We start from the raw sequence: 19625 nt of genomic DNA, 5'->3' as shown, positions 1-19625 counted from the left end.
GGACGAGATTGAGAAACCATGTTCGACGGTATATCGGTTGGCCTCCGATAGCCGTCCGTTGCAGGCCCGGATGCAATTTTGAAGGAGCGACGATGGCTCAGCAGACCCTTTCGTTTAATGGTCGCAGGCGCGTACGCAAGTTTTTTGGTAAAATTCCTGAAGTCACGGAGATGCCGAACCTGATCGAGGTTCAGAAGGCATCCTATGACCAGTTCCTGATGGTCGAGGAGCCCAAGGGCGGCCGTCCGGACGAAGGCCTCAATTCGGTCTTCAAGTCTGTCTTCCCGATCACCGATTTCTCCGGCGCTTCGATGCTCGAGTTCGTGTCCTACGAATTCGACCCGCCGAAGTTCGACGTCGAGGAATGCCGTCAGCGCGACCTGACCTACGCAGCGCCGCTCAAGGTGACGCTGCGTCTCATCGTGTTCGATATCGACGAGGATACGGGCGCGAAGTCCATCAAGGACATCAAGGAACAGTCCGTCTACATGGGCGACATGCCGCTCATGACCGACAACGGCACGTTCATCGTCAACGGCACCGAGCGCGTGATCGTGTCTCAGATGCACCGTTCGCCGGGCGTGTTCTTCGATCACGACAAGGGCAAGAGCCACTCGTCCGGCAAGCTTCTGTTTGCTGCACGCGTCATCCCTTACCGTGGTTCCTGGCTCGATATCGAATTCGACGCCAAGGACATCGTCTTTGCCCGTATCGACCGTCGCCGCAAGATCCCGGTCTCGTCGCTGCTGATGGCGCTTGGCATGGACGGCGAAGAAATTCTGTCGACCTTCTATTCGAAGTCGAACTATGAACGCGACGGCAATGGCTGGCGCATTCCGTTCAACGCCGAGACGCTCAAGGGCGCCAAGGCGCTGTCCGACATGGTCGACGCGGATTCGGGCGAAGTCGTCGTCGAAGCCGGCAAGAAGCTGACCCCGCGTCTGCTCCGCCAGCTGACCGAGAAGGGCCTCAAGGCTCTCAAGGCAACCGACGAAGACCTCTACGGCAACTATCTGGCCGAAGACATCGTCAACTACGAGACGGGCGAGATCTATCTCGAAGCCGGCGACGAGATCGACGAGAAGACCCTGCCGATCATCCTCGATAACGGCTTCGACGAGATCCCGGTTCTCGGCATCGACCACATCAATGTCGGCGCCTACATCCGCAACACGCTGAATGCGGACAAGAACGAGAACCGTCAGGACGCCCTGTTCGACATCTACCGCGTCATGCGTCCGGGTGAGCCGCCGACCATGGATTCCGCGGAAGCCATGTTCAACTCGCTGTTCTTCGACGCCGAGCGCTACGACCTGTCGGCCGTCGGTCGCGTCAAGATGAACATGCGTCTCGACCTGCAGGTCGAGGATACCGTCCGCGTTCTGCGCAAGGACGACATCCTGGCCGTGGTCAAGATGCTGGTCGAACTGCGCGACGGCAAGGGCGAGATCGACGACATCGACAACCTCGGCAACCGCCGTGTTCGTTCTGTCGGCGAGCTGATGGAAAACCAGTACCGCCTCGGTCTGCTCCGCATGGAGCGCGCGATCAAGGAACGCATGTCGTCGATCGAGATCGACACCGTCATGCCGCAGGATCTGATCAACGCCAAGCCGGCTGCCGCCGCCGTTCGCGAATTCTTTGGTTCGTCGCAGCTGTCGCAGTTCATGGACCAGGTGAACCCGCTTTCGGAAATCACCCACAAGCGCCGTCTTTCGGCTCTTGGACCGGGTGGTCTGACCCGCGAGCGCGCAGGCTTCGAAGTCCGCGACGTTCACCCGACCCACTACGGCCGTATTTGCCCGATCGAGACGCCGGAAGGCCCGAACATCGGTCTGATCAACTCGCTCGCAACCTTTGCCCGCGTCAACAAGTACGGCTTCATCGAAAGCCCGTACCGCAAGATCGTTGATGGCAAGGTCACGACCGACGTTATCTACCTCTCCGCTATGGAAGAGGCAAAATACTACGTCGCACAGGCCAATTCCGAACTGACGTCCACCGGTGAATTCGTCGAGGAATTCGTCGTTTGCCGTCATTCGGGCGAAGTCATGCTGTCCCCGCGCGACACCATCAACCTGATGGACGTTTCGCCCAAGCAGCTCGTCTCCGTCGCAGCGGCTCTGATCCCGTTCCTCGAAAACGACGACGCCAACCGCGCTCTCATGGGCTCGAACATGCAGCGTCAGGCCGTTCCGCTCGTTCGCGCCGAAGCGCCGTTCGTCGGTACCGGCATGGAACCGGTCGTTGCCCGTGATAGTGGTGCTGCCATCGCTGCCCGTCGTGGTGGCGTGGTCGACCAGGTTGACGCGACCCGTATCGTTATCCGTGCAACGGAAGACCTCGATGCCGGCAAGTCCGGTGTTGATATCTACCGTCTGCAGAAGTTCCAGCGCTCCAACCAGAACACCTGCGTCAACCAGCGTCCGCTGGTCGCCGTTGGCGATATTCTGAACAAGGGCGACATCATCGCTGACGGTCCGTCGACCGACCTCGGTGACCTGGCACTCGGCCGCAACGCGCTCGTCGCGTTCATGCCTTGGAACGGTTACAACTACGAAGACTCGATCCTCATGTCCGAGCGTATCGTGTCCGACGACGTCTTCACGTCCATCCACATCGAGGAATTCGAAGTGGCTGCCCGTGACACCAAGCTTGGTCCGGAAGAAATCACCCGCGACATTCCGAACGTTTCGGAAGAAGCGCTGAAGAACCTCGACGAAGCCGGCATCGTCTACATCGGTGCGGAAGTGGCTCCTGGCGACATCCTCGTCGGCAAGATCACGCCGAAGGGCGAAAGCCCGATGACGCCGGAAGAAAAGCTTCTGCGCGCCATCTTCGGTGAGAAGGCCTCCGACGTCCGCGACACGTCCATGCGCATGCCTCCGGGCACGTTCGGCACGATCGTCGAAGTTCGCGTCTTCAACCGTCACGGCGTCGAAAAGGACGAACGTGCGATGGCGATCGAACGCGAGGAAATCGAACGCCTCGCCAAGGACCGCGACGACGAACAGGCGATCCTCGACCGTAACGTCTACGGTCGTCTGGTCGACATGCTGCGTGGCCAGATGTCGGTTGCCGGTCCGAAGGGCTTCAAGAAGGGCGTCGAGCTCTCCAACGCCGTCGTCTCCGAGTACCCGCGTTCGCAATGGTGGATGTTTGCCGTCGAGGACGAAAAGGTCCAGGGCGAGATCGAAGCCCTGCGTGGTCAGTACGACGAGTCGAAGTCGCTGCTCGAGCATCGCTTTATGGACAAGGTCGAAAAGGTCCAGCGCGGCGACGAAATGCCTCCGGGCGTCATGAAGATGGTCAAGGTCTTCGTCGCTGTGAAGCGCAAGATCCAGCCGGGCGACAAGATGGCCGGCCGTCACGGTAACAAGGGCGTCGTCTCGCGTATCGTGCCTGTCGAAGACATGCCGTTCCTCGAAGACGGTACCCATGTCGACATCTGCTTGAACCCGCTGGGCGTGCCTTCGCGCATGAACGTCGGCCAGATCCTCGAAACCCACCTTGCCTGGGCTTGCGCCGGCATGGGTAAGAAGATCGGCGACATGCTCGACGAGTATCGCAAGACCATGGACATCAGCGACCTGAAGACGGTTCTGACGGACGTGTACGCCTCGGAAGCCAAGGACGAAGTCTCGTCCTTCGACGACGACGCACTGGTCAAGCTGGCCGAGCAGTCCCGCAAGGGCGTCTCCATCGCAACGCCGGTCTTCGACGGTGCGCATGAGCCGGACGTTGCGGAAATGCTGAAGAAGGCAGGCCTGCACGAGAGCGGTCAGTCGGTTCTGTACGATGGCCGTACGGGTGAGCCCTTCGACCGCAAGGTCACTGTCGGCTACATGTACATGATCAAGCTGAACCACCTTGTGGACGACAAGATCCACGCGCGTTCGATCGGTCCGTACTCGCTCGTCACCCAGCAGCCGCTCGGTGGTAAGGCGCAGTTCGGTGGCCAGCGCTTCGGGGAAATGGAAGTCTGGGCTCTGGAAGCCTACGGCGCCGCCTACACCCTGCAGGAAATGCTGACCGTGAAGTCGGACGACGTGGCAGGCCGTACCAAGGTCTACGAGGCGATCGTACGTGGCGACGACACGTTCGAAGCGGGCATTCCGGAGAGCTTCAACGTTCTCGTCAAGGAAATGCGCTCGCTTGGTCTGTCGGTCGAGCTGGAGAATTCCAAGCTCGAAACGGCGGAAGGCCAGCTTCCAGACGCTGCCGAGTAATGAATTGACAACGGTGTGCGTGAGAGATCGCGCACACCATTCCCTCAAGCGTCGGGCAACCGGCGCGGCTAGGGGAGTTTCGCCGTAATTGGCGTCTATTGTCATTTTGGGCCGGTTTCGACAGCCCGCGATTCGTCGAAACCGTGACCCGTTTGAGGGCTTTTGAGCCCCATCAAGGAGACAGGCATGAACCAAGAGGTCATGAACCTTTTCAACCCGCAGGTGCCGGCACAGCACTTCGATTCGATCCGTATCTCGATCGCATCGCCGGAAAAAATCCTGTCGTGGTCCTACGGCGAGATCAAGAAGCCGGAAACCATCAACTACCGTACGTTCAAGCCTGAGCGCGACGGTCTCTTCTGCGCCCGTATCTTTGGCCCGATCAAGGATTACGAATGCCTGTGCGGCAAGTACAAGCGCATGAAGTACAAGGGCATCATCTGCGAAAAGTGCGGCGTCGAAGTCACGCTGTCGCGCGTTCGCCGCGAGCGCATGGGCCATATCGAGCTCGCCGCTCCCGTTGCCCATATCTGGTTCCTCAAGTCGCTTCCGTCGCGCATCTCGACCCTGCTCGACATGACGCTGAAGGATGTCGAGCGCGTTCTCTATTTCGAGAACTACATCGTCACCGAGCCGGGCCTGACTGCTCTCAAGGAGAACCAGCTTCTCTCCGAAGAAGAGTACATGATCGCCATCGACGAATACGGTGAAGATCAGTTCACGGCCATGATCGGCGCCGAAGCCATCTACGAGATGCTGGCATCGATGAACCTCGAAAAGATCGCCGGCGACCTGCGTGCCGAGCTTGCTGAAACGACTTCTGAACTGAAGCAGAAGAAGTTCATGAAGCGCCTGAAGATCGTCGAGAACTTCATCGAATCCGGCAACCGCCCGGAATGGATGATCATGAAGGTCGTTCCTGTCATCCCGCCGGACCTGCGCCCGCTGGTTCCGCTCGATGGCGGCCGCTTCGCGACGTCTGACCTGAACGATCTCTATCGTCGCGTCATCAACCGTAACAACCGTCTGAAGCGCCTGATCGAACTGCGCGCTCCGGGCATCATCATCCGTAACGAAAAGCGCATGCTGCAGGAATCTGTGGACGCGCTGTTCGACAACGGCCGCCGTGGCCGCGTCATCACCGGCGCCAACAAGCGTCCGCTGAAGTCGCTGTCCGACATGCTCAAGGGCAAGCAGGGCCGCTTCCGCCAGAACCTTCTCGGCAAGCGCGTCGACTATTCCGGTCGTTCGGTCATCGTGACCGGTCCGGAACTGAAGCTGCACCAGTGCGGCCTGCCGAAGAAGATGGCGCTCGAACTGTTCAAGCCGTTCATCTACGCCCGCCTCGACGCCAAGGGCTTCTCGTCCACCGTCAAGCAGGCCAAGAAGCTGGTCGAAAAGGAAAAGCCGGAAGTCTGGGATATCCTCGACGAGGTCATCCGCGAGCATCCGGTTCTGCTGAACCGCGCACCGACGCTGCACCGCCTGGGCATCCAGGCCTTCGAACCGATCCTGGTCGAAGGCAAGGCCATCCAGCTGCACCCGCTCGTCTGCACGGCCTTCAACGCCGACTTCGACGGTGACCAGATGGCCGTTCACGTGCCGCTGTCGCTTGAAGCTCAGCTCGAAGCCCGCGTCCTGATGATGTCGACGAACAACATCCTGCACCCGGCCAACGGTGCACCGATCATCGTTCCGTCGCAGGACATGGTTCTCGGCCTGTACTACCTGTCGATCATGAACCAGAACGAGCCGGGCGAAGGCATGGTCTTCTCGGACATGGGCGAACTGCACCATGCTCTGGAAAACAAGGTCGTCACCCTGCATGCCAAGATCAAGGGCCGTTTCAAGACGGTCGACGAAGACGGCAAGCCGGTTTCCAAGATCCATGACACGACCCCTGGCCGCATGATCATCGGCGAACTTCTGCCGAAGAACTTCAAGGTGCCGTTCGACACCTGCAACCAGGAAATGACCAAGAAGAACATCTCCAAGATGATCGATACGGTCTACCGTCATTGCGGTCAGAAGGACACGGTCATCTTCTGCGACCGTATCATGCAGCTCGGCTTCACCCATGCGTGCAAGGCTGGCATTTCGTTCGGCAAGGACGACATGATCATCCCGGACACCAAGGAGAAGATCGTTGGCGACACCGAAGCGCTGGTCAAGGAATACGAGCAGCAGTACAACGACGGCCTGATCACTCAGGGCGAGAAGTACAACAAGGTCGTTGACGCCTGGGGCAAGGCAACCGAGAAGGTCGCCGAAGACATGATGGCCCGCATTAAGGCCGTCGAGTTCGATCCGGAAACCAACCGCCAGAAGCCGATGAACGCCATCTACATGATGTCGCACTCGGGTGCTCGTGGTTCTCCGAACCAGATGCGTCAGCTGGGCGGCATGCGCGGCCTCATGGCCAAGCCGTCGGGCGAGATCATCGAGACCCCGATCATCTCGAACTTCAAGGAAGGTCTGACCGTTAACGAGTACTTCAACTCGACCCACGGTGCCCGTAAGGGTCTCGCAGACACCGCCTTGAAGACGGCGAACTCCGGATACCTGACCCGTCGTCTCGTCGACGTGGCGCAGGATTGCATCGTCAACCTCGTGGATTGCGGCACCGAAAGCGGCCTCACCATGACCGCCATCGTCGATGCCGGTCAGGTCGTTGCTTCGATCGGTACCCGCGTCCTGGGTCGTACGGCTCTTGACGACATCGATCATCCGGTCACGGGTGAGCGCATCGTCGATGCCGGCAAGATGATCCTTGAGCCGGATGTCATCGAAATCGAGAAGGCTGGCATCCAGTCGATCCGCATTCGCTCCGCACTGACCTGCGAAGTCCAGACGGGCGTCTGCTCGATCTGCTACGGCCGTGACCTTGCTCGCGGTACGCCGGTCAACATGGGCGAAGCAGTCGGCGTCATCGCGGCGCAGTCGATCGGTGAGCCGGGTACCCAGCTCACCATGCGTACCTTCCACTTGGGCGGTACCGCAAACGTGGTCGACTCGTCGTTCCTGGAAGCCTCGTACGAAGGTACGATCGCCATCAAGAACCGCAACATGCTGCGCAACTCCGACAACGTGCTTGTCGCGATGGGCCGCAACATGTCGATCACCATTCTCGATGAGCGTGGTGTCGAGCGTTCTTCGCAGCGTGTGGCCTACGGTTCGAAGCTCAATGTCGATGACGGCGACAAGGTTCGTCGCGGTCAGCGCCTTGCAGAGTGGGACCCCTACACACGTCCGATGATGACGGAAGTCGCCGGTACGGTTCAGTTCGAGGACGTGGTCGATGCGATCTCGGTGACGGAATCGACCGACGAAGCCACCGGCATCACCAAGCGTCAGGTCATCGATTGGCGTTCCACGCCGCGCGGTGTCGACCTGAAGCCTGCGATCGTCATCAAGGACGCGTCCGGCAACATCATGAAGCTGGCACGTGGTGGCGAAGCTCGCTTCCACCTCAACGTCGATGCCATTCTGTCCGTAGAACCGGGCAGCAAGGTCTCGCAGGGTGACGTTCTGGCGCGTATTCCGATGGAAAGCGCCAAGACCAAGGACATCACCGGTGGTCTGCCGCGTGTTGCCGAACTGTTCGAAGCGCGTCGTCCGAAGGATCACGCCGTCATCGCTGAGATCGACGGTACCATCCGCCTCGGCCGCGACTACAAGAACAAGCGTCGCATCATGATCGAGCCGGCGGAAGACGGTGTCGAACCGGTCGAGTACCTGATCCCGAAGGGCAAGCCCTTCCACCTTCAGGAAGGCGACTATATCGAAAAGGGTGATTACATCCTCGACGGTAACCCGGCGCCGCACGATATCCTGGCGATCAAGGGCGTGGAAGCACTCGCTTCCTACCTCGTGAACGAAATCCAGGAAGTCTACCGTCTGCAGGGCGTTGTCATCAACGACAAGCACATCGAGGTCATCGTTCGTCAGATGCTTCAGAAGGTCGAGATCACCGATGCCGGCGACAGCCAGTACATCGTCGGTGACAATGTCGACCGGATCGAGCTGGAAGACATGAACGATCAGCTGATCGAAGTGGGCAAGAAGCCTGCCTATGGCGAGCCGGTTCTTCTCGGCATCACCAAGGCATCGCTGCAGACGCCGTCCTTCATCTCGGCTGCATCCTTCCAGGAAACCACCAAGGTTCTCACGGAAGCTGCAATCGCGGGCAAGACGGATACTCTGCAGGGTCTGAAGGAAAACGTCATCGTCGGCCGCCTCATCCCGGCCGGTACCGGTGGCACCATGACGCAGATCCGCCGCATCGCCACGACGCGCGACGATCTGATCCTGGACGAGCGCAAGAAGGGCACCGGTTCGGGGTCCGCCACGCCGATGCTTCAGGACATGAACCCGGAAAACACGCCTGCCGAATAAGGCAGGCAAGCGGCCTCGGCCGCTTTCCGATCGGAGATTTAAAGACGCCCGGAGCAATCCGGGCGTCTTTTGTTTATGCCTGCACAACTCTGGGCTTGATCCTGCGCAATGCGATGAATTGGAGTAGTTCTAAACTGGGCGCCGTTCGATGATGAATGGAGGCTCGAATGAAACGCATCCTGACAACAATGGCTGCCTGTCTTCTGCTGACGACCGCGGGCCATGCCGCCGACACGGTTTCGGCGGCGAGCCATCCTGCCGATCTCAGGCAGCAGGCGCAGGACCTGTTCAAACCATTGCCCTCGACAGTCCCGGCGGTGAAGGACAACAGGATCACCGCCGAAAAGATCGCGCTCGGCAAGGCGCTGTTCTTTGATCCGCGCATGTCTGCATCCGGCGTGTTTTCCTGCAATTCCTGCCACAATCTGGCAACCGGCGGCGACGACAACCTGGAGACCTCGATCGGTCACGGATGGCAGAAGGGGCCGCGCAACGCGCCGACGGCGCTCAACGCCGTTTTCAATATTGCCCAGTTCTGGGATGGCCGCGCCGAGGACCTGAAGGCGCAGGCCAAGGGACCGGTTCAGGCTGGCGTCGAAATGGCCAACACGCCGGGGCAGGTCGTCGCGACGCTCAAATCCATGCCGCAATATGTCGAATGGTTCGAGGCGGCTTTTCCGGATGAGGCCGATCCCGTGACCTTCGACAATTTCGCCAGGGCGATCGAGGCCTTCGAGGCGACTTTGATCACCCCCGCACCGTTCGATGCATTTCTCAATGGCGACGATGCGGCGTTGACCGCGCAGGCGGGGCAGGGGCTGCAATTGTTCATAGACAAGGGCTGTGCCTCCTGCCACGCCGGCGTCAATGTCGGCGGCGAGGGCTATTATCCCTTCGGCCTGATCGAGAAGCCCGGCGCCGACGTGCTGCCCGAAAACGACAAGGGCCGGTTTGCCGTCACCAACACGGCGGATGACAGCTATGTCTTCCGCGCCGCGCCCTTGCGCAACATCGCGCTCACCGCGCCCTACTTCCACTCCGGCAAGGTCTGGGATTTGAAACAGGCTGTCGCCATCATGGGTACGGCGCAACTCGGCGAGACACTGGAGGAAGGGGAGGTCGAGCTGATCGTGGCCTTCCTGGAAAGCCTGACCGGCAGAATGCCGGACATCAGCTATCCTGTCCTTCCGCCAGAGACCGCCGCGACGCCGCGCCCGGTTAGCCAGATCATCCCCGCGGCAAGATAGCACCTGCGCGATGGAAGCCGGTCAGCAGGGGAGGCGGCCGTCAAGGGAAGGCCCGCGCCGGATGTCGCGGCGCGGATTTCCGATCGGTCAGTCGAAGCGGATGATCGCCACTTCACCTTCGAGCGCGCCCTGATAGGCGGAAGCATGCGGTTCCTCCGGCGGCTCTTCCTGCATCACGCCGATCTGGTCGAGATCGGCTTCGAAGAAGCCTTCTTCTGAAAGCGCGTTGAGCGCCTCGCGTACGGCAGAATCGTCATCTGCGGCGCGCAGCATGATGTGCAGTTCCACACCTTCGCCGCCCTTGCTCTCGTATCCCTTGCCGATGATGATGAAAACCATCGGGTCGTCGCTATTGTCGTTGTCGGCGGGTGAAATCATGATAGTCTCCTGAATAGCGGTTGTCTTGAGGCCAAGACGCCGCTGGCCGTAAGGTTCCATCTTCCCATAGACTGCGCAGCGGCGATTCCCAAACACAATTCCCGGCCAGCGCGGCAATCGTTACCAAAGCGTTGTCGGCCGTCTGAAGCATCTCGTCGAAAGCCCGCGAAACCGGGCTTGCGGCCATTATTTCCGGGGCGGGCCTTGACGCAGAACCGTTAAGACAGTAAACGCCCCCGCATCGGAAGCCATGTGAGGCTAGTGCGTCCAGAGTGTCCTAAGCTCTGGAGTTCGTCTCAAACAGGCATCCAAAAACGCACGTAGACTACAATAATGCTGTACGCACGACGCATGAAGAATGCGTCCTCTGTCTTCCGTGGTCCATCCGTATTGGGATCGGGCCACGTTTGTGCATGGGGAATGTGCGTATCGTAGCCGGAAACGGCATCGCGAGGTCCCTTGAGGGGCCTTTGAAGAAGATTTTGCAAGGGATGGGTATATGCCTACCGTAAACCAGCTGATCCGTAAGCCGCGTCAGGCAAACGTAAAGCGCAATAAGGTTCCTGCTCTGCAGGAAAACCCGCAGAAGCGCGGCGTTTGCACCCGCGTCTACACCACGACCCCGAAGAAGCCGAACTCGGCTCTGCGTAAGGTTGCCAAGATCCGTCTGACCAATGGCTTCGAAGTCATCGGCTACATTCCGGGTGAAGGCCACAACCTGCAGGAACACTCTGTCGTCATGATCCGTGGCGGCCGCGTAAAGGACTTGCCGGGCGTTCGTTACCACATCATCCGCGGCGTTCTCGATACCCAGGGTGTCAAGAACCGTAAGCAGCGCCGTTCGAAGTACGGTGCAAAGCGTCCGAAGTAATCTTCGGATACTGAGAGCTATCAATTTGGCGCTGCGCGAGGTTCTCCGCGTGATAAAGCGCCCATAACGTTTGAGAGACGAGTAGTATGTCCAGACGCCATAGTGCAGAGAAGCGTGAGATCAACCCGGACCCGAAGTTCGGCGATCTGATCGTCACCAAGTTCATGAATGCCATCATGCTCCACGGCAAGAAGTCCGTAGCTGAAAGCATTGTTTACGGCGCGTTCGACGTCGTGCAGGGCAAGGCCAAGTCCGAGCCGCTGGCAATCTTCCATTCGGCGCTCGACAATGTCGCGCCGCATGTTGAAGTTCGCTCGCGCCGCGTCGGTGGTGCGACCTATCAGGTTCCGGTTGACGTGCGTCCGGAACGTCGCCAGGCCCTCGCGATCCGTTGGTTGATCGCTGCTGCCCGCAAGCGCAACGAAACCACCATGATCGATCGTCTTTCCGGCGAACTCATGGATGCCGCAAACAACCGTGGCTCGGCCGTCAAGAAGCGTGAAGACACGCACAAGATGGCAGACGCGAACCGCGCATTCTCGCACTACCGCTGGTAATCTTAACCGATCGAATTTCGAAAGGCAGTCATTATGGCTCGCGAATATAAAATCGAAGACTACCGCAACTTCGGTATCATGGCGCATATCGACGCCGGTAAGACCACGACCACCGAGCGTATTCTTTACTACACCGGCAAGTCGCACAAGATCGGCGAAGTCCATGACGGCGCCGCCACCATGGACTGGATGGAGCAGGAGCAGGAGCGTGGCATCACGATCACCTCTGCTGCCACCACCACGTTCTGGACCGGTCGCGATGGCAAGAAGCGCCGCTTCAACATCATCGACACCCCCGGCCACGTCGACTTCACCATTGAAGTCGAACGCTCGCTGCGCGTTCTCGACGGTGCGGTTGCTCTTCTCGATGCCAACGCAGGCGTAGAGCCGCAGACGGAAACCGTCTGGCGTCAGGCCGAGAAGTACAACGTTCCGCGCATGATCTTCTGCAACAAGATGGACAAGACCGGTGCGGACTTCTACCGCTCGGTCGAAATGATCAAGACCCGTCTGGGCGCGATCGCTGTCGTCATGCAGCTGCCGATCGGTGCAGAAACCGAATTCAAGGGCGTTGTCGACCTGGTTGAGATGAATGCTCTCGTATGGCGCGACGAATCGCTCGGCGCTGCATGGGACGTTGTCGAGATCCCGGACGACCTGAAGGAAAAGGCTGCCGAATATCGCGAGAAGATGATCGAACAGGTCGTCGAAATCGACGAAGAGGCAATGGAAGCCTACCTGAACGGTGAAATGCCGGACAACGACAAGATCCGTGAACTGGTTCGCCGCGGCACGATCGACGTCAAGTTCCACCCGATGTTCTGCGGCACTGCCTTCAAGAACAAGGGCGTTCAGCCGCTTCTCGACGCCGTTGTCGATTACCTGCCGTCGCCGATGGACATCCCTGCCATCAAGGGTATCGACTTCAAGACCGAAGCCGAAATCGAGCGTCACGCTGACGACAACGAGCCGCTTTCGATGCTGGCGTTCAAGATCATGAACGACCCCTTCGTCGGTTCGCTGACCTTCACCCGTATCTACTCCGGCAAGCTCGAAAAGGGTTCGTCGGTCATGAACACGGTCAAGGACAAGCGCGAGCGCGTCGGCCGCATGCTGCAGATGCACTCGAACTCGCGTGAAGACATCGAAGAAGCCTTCGCAGGCGACATCGTTGCTCTGGCAGGCCTCAAGGAAACCACCACTGGCGATACGCTCTGCGATCCGCTGAAGCCGGTTATCCTCGAGCGCATGGAATTCCCCGAGCCGGTCATCCAGATCGCGATCGAGCCGAAGTCCAAGGGCGACCAGGAAAAGATGGGCCTCGCGCTCAATCGCCTCGCTGCTGAAGACCCGTCGTTCCGCGTCAAGACCGACCAGGAATCCGGCCAGACGATCATCGCCGGCATGGGCGAACTTCACCTCGACATTCTCGTTGACCGTATGCGTCGCGAGTTCAAGGTTGAAGCCAACGTCGGTGCTCCGCAGGTTGCCTACCGCGAAACCATCACGCGTCAGCACGAAGAAGACTACACGCACAAGAAGCAGTCCGGTGGTACCGGCCAGTTCGCGCGCGTCAAGATCATCTTCGAACCGAACCCGGATGGCGAAGACTTCCTGTTCGAATCCAAGATCGTCGGCGGTGCTGTTCCGAAGGAATACGTACCGGGCGTTCAGAAGGGTATCGAAAGCGTTCTGTCTTCCGGTCCGCTGGCTGGCTTCCCGATGCTGGGCGTCAAGGCGACCCTCATCGACGGCGCATTCCACGACGTCGACTCGTCGGTTCTCGCCTTCGAAATCGCATCGCGTGCCTGCTTCCGCGAAGCAGCCAAGAAGGCTGGTGCACAGCTTCTCGAGCCGATGATGAAGGTCGAAGTCGTAACGCCGGAAGACTATGTCGGTGACGTTATCGGCGACCTGAACTCGCGTCGTGGCCAGATCCAGGGCCAGGAACAGCGCGGCATCGCGATCGTCATCAACGCACACGTTCCGCTGGCGAACATGTTCAAGTACGTCGACAACCTGCGCTCCATGTCGCAGGGCCGCGCGCAGTACTCGATGACCTTCGATCACTACGCACCGGTTCCGTCGAACGTCGCGACCGAAATCCAGGCTAAGTATTCCGGTCAGAAGTAATCGGAATACGACACCAGACTACGCCCCGGTCTCAACACCGGGGCGATTACACAAGAATTAGGGCGTGAAACGGCCCACATAAAATGGAGAGCCTGCAATGGCAAAGAGCAAGTTTGAGCGTAACAAGCCGCACGTCAACATCGGCACGATTGGTCACGTTGACCACGGCAAGACGTCGTTGACGGCAGCGATCACGAAGTTCTTCGGCGAGTTCAAGGCGTACGACCAGATCGACGCTGCTCCGGAAGAAAAGGCGCGTGGCATCACCATCTCGACGGCTCACGTCGAATACGAGACCGCGAACCGCCACTACGCTCACGTTGACTGCCCCGGCCACGCCGACTACGTCAAGAACATGATCACCGGTGCTGCGCAGATGGACGGCGCGATCCTGGTTTGCTCGGCTGCCGACGGCCCGATGCCGCAGACCCGCGAGCACATCCTGCTTGCCCGTCAGGTTGGCGTTCCGGCTCTGGTCGTGTTCCTCAACAAGGTCGACCAGGTCGACGACTCTGAACTTCTCGAACTGGTCGAAATGGAAGTTCGCGAACTTCTGTCGTCCTACGACTTCCCGGGCGATGACGTTCCGGTCGTCAAGGGTTCGGCTCTGGCCGCCCTCAACGATTCGGACAAGACGATCGGCGAAGATGCCGTTCGCGAACTGATGGCCCAGGTCGACGCCTACATCCCGACGCCTGAGCGTCCGATCGACCAGCCGTTCCTGATGCCGATCGAAGACGTGTTCTCGATCTCCGGCCGTGGTACGGTTGTGACCGGTCGCGTCGAGCGCGGCGTCGTCAAGGTTGGCGAAGAAGTCGAAATCGTCGGCATCAAGGACACTTCGAAGACGACGGTTACCGGCGTTGAAATGTTCCGCAAGCTGCTCGACCAGGGCCAGGCTGGCGACAACATCGGCGCTCTCGTTCGCGGCGTTGACCGTAACGGCGTCGAGCGTGGCCAGATCCTGTGCAAGCCGGGTTCGGTCAAGCCGCACAAGAAGTTCATGGCTGAAGCCTACATCCTGACGAAGGAAGAAGGCGGCCGTCATACGCCGTTCTTCACCAACTACCGTCCGCAGTTCTACTTCCGCACGACGGACGTGACGGGTATCGTTTCGCTGCCGGAAGGCACGGAAATGGTTATGCCGGGCGACAACGTCACGGTTCAGGTTGAGTTGATCGTTCCGATCGCGATGGAAGAAAAGCTGCGCTTCGCTATCCGCGAAGGCGGCCGTACCGTCGGCGCCGGCATCGTAGCCTCGATCATCGAGTAATCGATAAGGGCAGGGCGGTATCTTCGGATGCCGCCCGCTTCAATTTTTTTTAAGCAAGTGGCGTATTGCGACTTGCTTATGACACAAAAACATAGCAAATGGCGCGCAAGCGCGATTTGCGCCTGCTTCGCTTATGCGATTCAGGAAATTGAACAGAAATTTAAGGTGGGCCTTCGGGCCTGAAGACTGGAATGGGATGCCTGCAGTTGCGGTGTCCTCTTCGATCTTTGAAACCGGTGATCCGCCTTAGGTAAACGAACAACCCGTGCCATTACGTTTGGTTTCGGGAGAACAGAAAACAAGGATAACGTCGAATGAACGGCCAAAATATCCGCATTCGCCTTAAGGCATTCGATCACCGTATTCTCGACGCTTCTACGCGCGAGATCGTGTCGACGGCGAAGCGCACCGGAGCAAGTGTCCGGGGCCCCGTTCCGCTTCCGACCCGCATCGAGAAGTTTACGGTTAACCGGTCCCCCCACGTCGACAAGAAAAGCCGCGAGCAGTTCGAGATGCGCACGCATAAGCGCCTTCTCGATATCGTTGACCCGACACCCCAGACGGTGGACGCGCTGATGAAGCTCGACCTCGCCGCTGGTGTCGATGTTGAGATCAAGCTCTGAGATCCGGGCTTTTTGCCAGGACATCAGACTGAGTGAGAAGGATTGAACCGATGCGTTCGGGTGTAATTGCACAAAAGATTGGGATGACCCGCGTCTACAACGACGCCGGCGAGCATATCCCGGTAACCGTATTGCGTCTCGACAACTGCCAGGTTGTTGCTCACCGTACCGAAGAGAAGAACGGCTACGTCGCTCTTCAGCTGGGTGCAGGCACTGCCAAGGTGAAGAACACCTCCAAGGCTATGCGTGGCAACTTTGCCATCGCCAATGTCGAGCCGAAGTCGAAGCTCGTAGAGTTTCGCGTTTCTGAAGACAACCTGATTGAAGTCGGCGCTGAGCTGAAGGCTGATCACTTCACGGCGGGCCAGCTCGTCGACGTGACCGGTACCACGATCGGTAAGGGCTTTGCCGGCGCCATGAAGCGCCACAACTTCGGTGGTCTTCGCGCTACCCACGGTGTTTCCGTGTCGCACCGTTCGCACGGTTCGACTGGTAACAACCAGGATCCGGGCAAGGTCTGGAAGGGCAAGCGTATGGCTGGTCACATGGGTTCGACCCGCGTTACCACCCAGAACCTCGAAGTCGTTTCCACCGACGAAGACCGCGGCCTGATTCTCGTCAAGGGTGCCGTCCCCGGCTCCAAGGGCGCCTGGATCGTGGTTCGCGACGCCGTCAAGTCGGCTGCGAAGTAAGGGAGCCATTATCATGGAATTCAACGTCAAGACCCTCGAGGGAAAAGACGCCGGCAAGGTCTCCCTGTCCGACGCGATTTTCGGCCTCGATCCCCGCGAGGACATCCTCGCTCGTATGGTCCGTTACCAGCTCGCTAAGAAGCAGCAGGGCACGCATCAGTCGCTGACCCGCGCAGAAGTTTCGCGCACCGGCGCCAAGATGTTCAAGCAGAAGGGTACGGGCCGCGCTCGTCACCATTCGGCTCGCGCTCCGCAGTTCCGCGGTGGTGGTAAGGCTCACGGTCCGGTATCGCGCAGCCACGCGTTCGACCTTCCCAAGAAGGTTCGCGCTCTGGCCCTGCGTCACGCCCTGTCTGCCAAGCTGAAGTCTGAAGATCTGATCGTCATCGACGATCTGGTTGCGACCGAAGCAAAGACCAAGGCTCTGATCGGCACGTTCGCATCGCTCGGTCTCACCAACGCCCTGGTTATCGGCGGTGCTGAGCTCGACAGCAACTTCAAGCTCGCAGCCCAGAACATCCCGAACATCGATGTTCTGCCGGTTCAGGGCATCAATGTTTACGACATCCTGCGTCGCGGCAAGCTCGTGCTTTCCAAGGCTGCGGTTGAAGCCCTCGAGGAGCGTTTCAAGTGACCGATATTCGCCACTATGATGTGATCGTATCTCCCTCGATCACCGAAAAGTCGACCCTGTTGTCTGAGCATAACCAGGTCGTCTTCAACGTTGCCAAGACTGCTTCGAAGCCGGAAATCAAGGCTGCCGTAGAAGCTCTCTTCGGTGTGAAGGTCACTGCCGTCAATACGCTGGTCCGTTTGGGCAAGACGAAGCGCTTCCGCGGCTTCATCGGTAAGCAGAAAGACGTCAAGAAGGCTGTCGTCACCCTGGCCGAAGGTCAGACGATCGACGTCTCCACCGGTCTTTGAGGTAAGAAACAATGGCATTGAAAAGCTACAATCCGACGACCCCGAGCCAGCGTCAGCTGGTCATCGTCGACCGCTCGGGCCTCTGGAAGGGCAAGCCGGTCAAGGCGCTGACGGAAGGTCTCTCCAAGAGCGGCGGCCGTAACAACCTCGGTCGCATCACCGCCCGCTTCATCGGCGGCGGTCACAAGCGTACCTACCGCCTGATCGACTTCAAGCGTCGCAAGTTCGACGTTGAAGGCACGGTCGAGCGTCTGGAATACGACCCGAACCGTACCGCGTTCATCGCGCTCATCAGCTATGCCGATGGCGAACAGGCCTACATCCTCGCTCCGCAGCGTCTCGCTGCCGGCGACAAGGTCATCGCTTCCGACAAGGCTGTCGACGTAAAGCCGGGCAACACCATGCCCCTGCAGTACATCCCGGTTGGCTCGATCGTTCATAACGTCGAGATGAAGCCGGGCAAGGGTGGCCAGATCGCTCGTTCGGCTGGCACCTACGTACAGCTCGTCGGCCGCGATGCCGGCATGGCTATCCTTCGTCTGAACTCTGGCGAGCAGCGCCTCGTTCCGGGTTCTTGCCTCGCCACCGTTGGCGCCGTTTCCAACCCGGATCACGGCAACATCAACGACGGCAAGGCTGGTCGCACCCGCTGGCGTGGCAAGACCCCGCACAACCGCGGTGTCGTCATGAACCCGGTCGACCACCCGCACGGTGGTGGTGAAGGCCGCACCTCCGGTGGTCGCCATCCGGTGTCGCCGTGGGGCAAGCCCACCAAGGGCAAGCGTACGCGTTCGAACAAGTCCACGGACAAGTTCATCATGCGTTCGCGCCACGTGAAGAAGTAAGAGAGGAAGTCGTTCAATGGCTCGTTCAGTATGGAAAGGTCCGTTTGTTGACGGCTATCTTCTCGCAAAGGCTGAGAAGGTACGTGAAGGCGGCCGCAACGAAGTGATCAAGATGTGGAGCCGTCGCTCCACGATCTTGCCGCAGTTCGTCGGTCTCACCTTCGGCGTCTACAATGGCTCGAAGCACATCCCGGTCAATGTCAACGAAGACATGGTCGGTCACAAGTTCGGTGAATTCGCTCCCACCCGTACCTACTATGGTCACGGCGCGGACAAGAAGGCGAAGAGGAAGTAATCATGGCCAAGGCAAAGACCGAACGCCGGCTGAAGGACAACGAAGCACAGGCGATCGCCCGTACGCTTCGCGTCAGCCCGCAGAAGCTGAACCTGGTTGCCGCCATGATCCGCGGCAAGAAGGTAGAGCGCGCTCTCGCAGAACTCGAGTTCTCGCGCAAGCGCATCTCCGGCACGGTGAAGAAGACCCTCGAGTCTGCTATCGCCAACGCTGAAAACAACCATGACCTCGACGTCGACTCTCTGATCGTAGCGGAAGCTTACGTCGGCAAGTCGATCACCATGAAGCGTTTCCACGCTCGTGGTCGCGGCCGCGCATCGCGCATTGAAAAGCCGTTCGCGCATCTGACGATCGTCGTTCGCGAAGTCGAGGAAAAAGGGGAGGCCGCATAATGGGTCAGAAAATCAATCCTATCGGTTTCCGCCTCGGCATTAACCGTACCTGGGACAGCCGTTGGTTCGCCGACAACGCCGAATACGGCCAGCTGCTCCACGAAGACCTCAAGATCCGCGCTTACCTCATGCAGGAGCTGAAGCAGGCCGGTATCGCCAAGGTCGTCATCGAGCGTCCGCACAAGAAGTGCCGCGTCACGATCCACTCGGCTCGTCCGGGTCTGATCATCGGCAAGAAGGGTGCAGACATCGAGAAGCTTCGCAAGAAGATCGCTTCGATGACCAACTCGGAAACGCACCTCAACATCGTTGAAGTGCGCAAGCCGGAAGTTGACGCGACGCTGGTTGCTCAGTCGATCGCTCAGCAGCTCGAACGCCGCGTGGCTTTCCGCCGTGCGATGAAGCGTGCTGTTCAGTCGGCAATGCGTCTTGGCGCCGAAGGCATCAAGATCACTTGCGCCGGCCGTCTTGGCGGCGCGGAAATCGCTCGTACCGAATGGTACCGCGAAGGCCGCGTTCCGCTTCACACGCTGCGTGCAGACATCGACTACGGTACGGCTGAAGCCGAAACCGCATTCGGCATCTGCGGCATCAAGGTCTGGATCTTCAAGGGCGAAATCCTTGAGCACGATCCGATGGCTTCCGAACGTCGCGCCATGGAAGGCGATGCACAGGGTCCGGCAAGCCGTGAACGTGGCGACCGTGGCGATCGTCGCCGCGAACGCGAAAACGCTTGATTATCGCTGGCGAAAGATAAGCTCGGAGAAGTAA

At 59.3% G+C, this 19625-nt stretch carries 16 protein-coding genes; 15 read left to right on the top strand and 1 reads right to left on the bottom strand.

All coding sequences use genetic code 11. The features are described 5' to 3' along the window. The first annotated feature begins 92 nt into the window (after positions 1-92). From rpoB to AC0JZ4_RS16435, 3 genes are all read left to right on the top strand, one after another. The gene (rpoB, locus tag AC0JZ4_RS16445; RefSeq protein ID WP_471887404.1) at positions 93-4229 is read left to right on the top strand and encodes a DNA-directed RNA polymerase subunit beta; all 4137 of its coding nucleotides are present in this window, start codon (positions 93-95) and stop codon (positions 4227-4229) included. Between the two features lie 186 nt (positions 4230-4415). After that, complete coding sequence (gene rpoC / locus AC0JZ4_RS16440; protein ID WP_471887403.1) at positions 4416-8624, top strand: DNA-directed RNA polymerase subunit beta'; 4209 nt, start codon at positions 4416-4418, stop codon at positions 8622-8624. A gap of 167 nt (positions 8625-8791) precedes the next feature. Then, positions 8792-9871 carry a cytochrome-c peroxidase gene (locus tag AC0JZ4_RS16435; RefSeq protein ID WP_471887402.1) on the top strand — a complete coding sequence of 360 codons (1080 nt, stop codon included), beginning with the start codon at positions 8792-8794 and terminating at the stop codon, positions 9869-9871. An 87-nt stretch (positions 9872-9958) separates the two neighbouring features. Here the strand turns inward: AC0JZ4_RS16435 and AC0JZ4_RS16430 are convergent, their stop codons facing one another. Further along, positions 9959-10249 carry a transcriptional regulator gene (locus AC0JZ4_RS16430; RefSeq protein WP_471887401.1) on the bottom strand — a complete coding sequence of 97 codons (291 nt, stop codon included), beginning with the start codon at positions 10247-10249 and terminating at the stop codon, positions 9959-9961. Positions 10250-10748: 499 nt separating this feature from the next. Here AC0JZ4_RS16430 and rpsL point away from each other — a divergent pair, with 499 nt between their 5' ends. From rpsL to rpsC, 12 genes are all read left to right on the top strand, one after another. After that, a complete protein-coding gene (gene rpsL / locus AC0JZ4_RS16425; protein WP_003547537.1) occupies positions 10749-11120 on the top strand; it encodes a 30S ribosomal protein S12 in 372 nt (123 codons plus the stop codon). Positions 11121-11206: 86 nt separating this feature from the next. Beyond that, positions 11207-11677 carry a 30S ribosomal protein S7 gene (rpsG, locus tag AC0JZ4_RS16420; protein ID WP_471887400.1) on the top strand — a complete coding sequence of 157 codons (471 nt, stop codon included), beginning with the start codon at positions 11207-11209 and terminating at the stop codon, positions 11675-11677. Positions 11678-11710: 33 nt separating this feature from the next. Next, positions 11711-13810, top strand: a complete 2100-nt coding sequence (gene fusA / locus AC0JZ4_RS16415) for an elongation factor G (RefSeq protein ID WP_471887399.1) — start codon at positions 11711-11713, stop codon at positions 13808-13810. Between the two features lie 97 nt (positions 13811-13907). After that, complete coding sequence (gene tuf / locus AC0JZ4_RS16410) at positions 13908-15083, top strand: elongation factor Tu (RefSeq protein WP_471887398.1); 1176 nt, start codon at positions 13908-13910, stop codon at positions 15081-15083. 314 nt (positions 15084-15397) lie between these two features. Further along, entirely contained in the window at positions 15398-15706 is a 309-nt protein-coding gene (gene rpsJ, locus AC0JZ4_RS16405; protein WP_003507767.1) for a 30S ribosomal protein S10, read from the top strand. 50 nt (positions 15707-15756) lie between these two features. Next, positions 15757-16398 (top strand): 50S ribosomal protein L3, encoded by a 642-nt coding sequence (rplC, locus tag AC0JZ4_RS16400; RefSeq protein ID WP_471887397.1) that lies wholly within the window; start codon positions 15757-15759, stop codon positions 16396-16398. A gap of 13 nt (positions 16399-16411) precedes the next feature. After that, positions 16412-17032 (top strand): 50S ribosomal protein L4, encoded by a 621-nt coding sequence (gene rplD / locus AC0JZ4_RS16395; protein ID WP_471887396.1) that lies wholly within the window; start codon positions 16412-16414, stop codon positions 17030-17032. After that, positions 17029-17322 carry a 50S ribosomal protein L23 gene (locus AC0JZ4_RS16390; protein WP_112511005.1) on the top strand — a complete coding sequence of 98 codons (294 nt, stop codon included), beginning with the start codon at positions 17029-17031 and terminating at the stop codon, positions 17320-17322. The genes rplD and AC0JZ4_RS16390 overlap by 4 nt, the downstream gene beginning before the upstream one ends. Before the next feature lie 11 nt (positions 17323-17333). After that, complete coding sequence (rplB, locus tag AC0JZ4_RS16385) at positions 17334-18167, top strand: 50S ribosomal protein L2 (RefSeq protein ID WP_471887395.1); 834 nt, start codon at positions 17334-17336, stop codon at positions 18165-18167. A gap of 16 nt (positions 18168-18183) precedes the next feature. Continuing rightward, positions 18184-18462 (top strand): 30S ribosomal protein S19, encoded by a 279-nt coding sequence (gene rpsS, locus AC0JZ4_RS16380; protein ID WP_112454903.1) that lies wholly within the window; start codon positions 18184-18186, stop codon positions 18460-18462. Between the two features lie 2 nt (positions 18463-18464). Continuing rightward, a complete protein-coding gene (gene rplV / locus AC0JZ4_RS16375; protein WP_112454902.1) occupies positions 18465-18854 on the top strand; it encodes a 50S ribosomal protein L22 in 390 nt (129 codons plus the stop codon). Further along, on the top strand, positions 18854-19591 hold the full coding sequence (gene rpsC / locus AC0JZ4_RS16370; protein WP_471887394.1) for a 30S ribosomal protein S3: 738 nt from the start codon (positions 18854-18856) through the stop codon (positions 19589-19591). The genes rplV and rpsC overlap by 1 nt, the downstream gene beginning before the upstream one ends. Positions 19592-19625: the final 34 nt, after the last annotated feature.

The sequence above is a fragment of the [Rhizobium] kunmingense genome (assembly GCF_977018605.1).
The sequence above is the reverse complement of the archived record's forward strand: the minus strand, read 5'-3'. Positions and strand labels throughout refer to the sequence as shown.